Below are 4,089 nucleotides of genomic sequence, written 5' to 3'. Positions count from 1 at the left end.
CCGGTGAGTTCAAGAAGTTCGTCAAGTTCGGCACTCAGGCGCTCGCTCTGGAGCACGATGAGGACCGCGACCTGGTGTACGTAACCGACTTCGGCACCGGCAAGGTGGCTGTCTTCGACGGCCGCGCTGACGAGGTCATCGGCGAGGTTGAGATGAACGGCGCAGCCGCGAACGACGTGACCCTGCTCAAGGACGGCTCCGTGCTGGTCCTCGACAAGAAGGATCGCGACGAGAAGGTGACCCTGCCCTACGTGCTCAACGGCACCACCGGCGAGATTACCACCGCTAGCGAGTACACCTCCCTGCCTTATAAGGACCGCCAGGGTAACGACGTTCCCTCATCGGTTCAGCCGCTGAAGGCTAACTCGATTCTGAAGTTCAAGGTTGGCGTGAAGGACACTGACGCGAGCGCAGCTCCGGTGACCGTCACCCCGACTTCGCTGGACTTTGCGGGTTACCCGACGGTGACCGGTGTGAAGGCTGAGGAATCGAAGCCGGCTGACCCGAAGGCTGAGGACAAGAAGCCTGAGGACAAGAAGGCAGAAGATAAGAAGTCTGAGGACGCTAAGTCCGAGGATAAGAAGTCTGACGCTAAGTCTGAGAACACCGCAGAGGCTAAGGATCAGACCTCCAAGGATCAGGCATCTCAGACTGATTCGAAGTCTGACGCTAAGACCGGTGCACAGGACTCCAAGTCTGACTCCAAGCCCGCTCCGGATGCTGTGAAGGCTGATAAGTCCGGTTCGGCTGTGAAGAATGGCGGTTCCTCTGTTGGCGGTTCCGATTCTTCCCTCGGTGGTTCCTCGGTAGCTAAGAGCGACGCAGGCTCCTCGCAGGCTGGCTCTTCGCGTGGCGCTTTGGCGAACACCGGTGCTGACGCTGTGATGCCGCTGGTTGCTTTCGCTTCTGTGGCTCTGATTGCGGGCGCTGCTCTGGTGATGCGCCGCCGCAAGGCATAAGCGTAGCGTTTAGTTTTCGGGCGTAAATGCTCGATGTAACGCGTGAAAAGGCGGGTATTTTCTCTTTCGGATTCTTCGAATCTGGGGGAGGGATACCCGCCTTTTGCGTGCCCGCTTGGGCTAATGCTGGGTGGGTGGTTTTAAAACATATTCATATATGTGCACTTGCCTGTAAAAATATAGGTTTTGAATGTTGAAAAAATGTGTGGCCCGTGGTGAATGTCGCTGGCATGTCTCACCTAAACTTTTACATTAATGTGTAAATATAAAAGCATTACAATACCCCTGGTAACCAGGGTTTTTGCCCGCAAGGGCAAGGAAAAACCCTGAAATCGCCTCAACCTTCACGTGATACTGAAGGCGAATTTGGGGGTCACTCATAAAAACACAAAACACACCCACGTCGCTGCTTGTATTTTCCTGGGAAAACACTGAGGATTAGAAGGTAGGTAAATTTATGCGCTACCTGCATTTCTGCTTTTCGTGCCGTCGAATATGTCACCGCATATTCACGGATGTCTCGTTAGCATTCGCATGCGGCATGTGAGCACTTCCGTTACACATTTGAAGGACACACATTGAACCTCACTCCCTCCTCGGGCAAAGCATTGAAGGGGCTCGCCGTCGGCTCCCTTGCGCTCGCAATCTCCGGCGCAGCCATGATTCCTGCCTCCTTCGCAGCACCGAATACCGCACATCAGACCGCTTCGCCCAGCGCCTCGGTTCCTTCCACCGCAGCGCTGAGCCGCGTTGTGGACACCTCCGCGTCCGTCGCGCAGATTACCCAGGGTCTGCCCGGCCAGTATCAGGTTGCCTACTCTAAGGCGACCAACAAGATTTGGATGGTCGGCGTGGGTGCCCGCGGCGACCTCGCCTCCACCATTGCTCGTGTCAATGCAGACACTCTTCAGATTGAAGAAGTGGCTGTGCTTCCCTTCGAGCTGGATAAGAACGGCGAATTTGGCTACATTTCCGCGTACGGTATCACTGTTGATGATGTGTCCGGTACTGTGTGGGTTACTAACACCACGGACAACTCCCTGTCTGTGTTTGATCAGAACACCATGGAGCAGATTTGGACTAACCACGGCATTGCCGAGAGCGACCCGAACTGGATTGAGCACCCCCGCTCCGTGCTGGTGGATCACAACTCCGGTAAGGTTTTCGTCACCGGTCGCTACTACGTGTCCGCTATCGACATGAAGACCTACCAGGTCACCAAGCTGCAGCTGGAAGGCGTACCCAACGGTGGCACCCGCTACGTCGGCATGAACATGACCATTGACGGTGACAAGCTGTACGTGCCTGAGCGCACCGGCGGCAAGGTCTTCGTTATCAACACTCACACTTTCAAGACTGAGCAGGTTATCCAGACCCGCGCAGAGGATTCCACCGTCGAGGTTCGCCCCTCTGACGTCACCATTGACCACTCCGAGAACGAAATTTACGTCTCCTCCCAGGGTGTGAACGGCGTGAACTCCGGTATCTCCGTGTACGACCTGAACACCGGTGAGTTCAAGAAGTTCGTCAAGTTCGGCACCCAGGCGCTGTCCATGGAGAACGATGAGAATCGCGACCTGGTGTACGTGACCGATTTCGGTACCGGCAAGATCGCTATCTTTGACGCTAAGACCGACCGTGTGATCGGTGAGGTTGAGATGAACGGCGGTAAGGCTAACGACCTGACTATCACCGAAGACGGCTCCGTCATTGCGGTGGATAAGCAGGATATCGCCAACACCACCGCGGCTGTACCCTACGTGCTGAACGCGAAGACTGGCGACGGCTCCCTGACCGACACCTACACCTCCAAGGCAACCGTTGACCGCAACGGCAAGGCTGTTCCCTCCTCGCAGCAGAAGCTGGTCCCGAACTCCATCGTGAAGTTCTACGCTGAGGTTTCCGAGGGTGAGTTCACCTCCACCGCGACTATTAACCCCGCTAAGGTTCCTTTCCAGGGCTACCCGAAGCAGGCTACCGCAGTGCTGATTGGCCCCTCCCTGAACTTCGCTGAGGGTACCGTCGACATTACCCGCCCCTACACCTTCCACGTATCCGGCTATGACTTTGAGAAGCCCCCGGCAGAAGGTATCCGCCTGTTCATTGTTAAGGAAGGCGAATGGGAGATGGGCAACGACAAGCTGACCGATAGCGAACTGGCAAACATCCAGAAGGTGTCCACCATCGTTCCGGCGAGCGCGTTCGTCTACAACGCACGCACCGGCAAGTACTCCTTCGATGCAACCCTGCGCGTTCCCGCGAACACCATGCAGTACAGCCAGGGCTACTTGCTCGGCACCGTCACTGCCGGTTCGGATGTGGCAACCAACCGCGAGTACGATTCGGCTGTTCCGCTGATTGTTAACGATGCGAAGGATGCTGGCAACGCAGATAACCGCGATGAGGCTGAAGAGCCGGCATTCCCGGCTTCCCCCTCCGCTGAGCCTTCTGCTTCCGCATCTGCACCTGCTGCAGTAGCGGAGGAGAAGCCTGTGGCTGAGCAGCCCAGCGCAGAGGCGGCTAACGACCAGCTGGGAACCACCGTGAAGACCGCGCCGCTGAAGAACTCTTCTTCGGTGAAGTCTGAGGGTCAGTCTAAGGGCTCCGGTTCGGATTCTCAGGTGAGCGCTTCAGCGACCAAGTCTGCGCCTCAGAGCAAGGGTTCGCTGGCTAAGACCGGTGCTCAGAATGTTCTGAGCCTGGCTGCTGTCGGTGCGTTTGCGCTGATTGCTGGTGCCGCTGTGATGGTGCTTCGCCGCCGTAAGGCATAGTTTCTTGCTCTAGTTTGAGCGGATGCGCCCCGTACACTGTGCGGGGCGCATTTTTGTGTCTTGATGCCCTGGTGCTGTGGTGCTGTGGCGCCTGAACGGGGTAGGCGCAGGTGTGGAGGCGGGCGCGGAGGCGGGCGCTGCGGAGGTGCCGGATGGGCTACCGGGGGAGCGTCTGTTTGGCTGGAAAAGAGCCTACGCGCTGGGTCTTGCACTCGGTGTAAAATATGTGACTCAATTCACCGCTTTTCGATTTGGATGTTTCTAGGAACCTCTGTATAGTTATATGTGTTGCCAGGGAGACCTGGTAAAAGAGATGTAAATCTCACGGCCCCATCGTATAGCGGCCTAGTACTCCGCCC

General features: G+C 56.8%; 2 protein-coding genes. Both read left to right on the top strand.

Annotation, left to right across the window (positions count from 1 at the left end; all coding sequences use genetic code 11):
- A partial coding sequence (locus tag HMPREF2927_RS07995) for an LPXTG cell wall anchor domain-containing protein (RefSeq protein ID WP_141754894.1) occupies nt 1-959 on the top strand: 959 nt, incomplete at its 5' end.
- Between the two features lie 578 nt (nt 960-1,537).
- Entirely contained in the window at nt 1,538-3,730 is a 2,193-nt protein-coding gene (locus tag HMPREF2927_RS07990) for an LPXTG cell wall anchor domain-containing protein (RefSeq protein WP_070687010.1), read from the top strand.
- The last annotated feature ends 359 nt before the right edge of the window (nt 3,731-4,089 follow it).

This window comes from Rothia sp. HMSC061E04 (assembly GCF_001813685.1).
Classification (GTDB): Bacteria; Actinomycetota; Actinomycetes; order Actinomycetales; family Micrococcaceae; genus Rothia; species Rothia mucilaginosa.
Note: the sequence above shows the minus strand (reverse complement) of the source record. Positions and strands in the feature narration are given on the sequence as shown.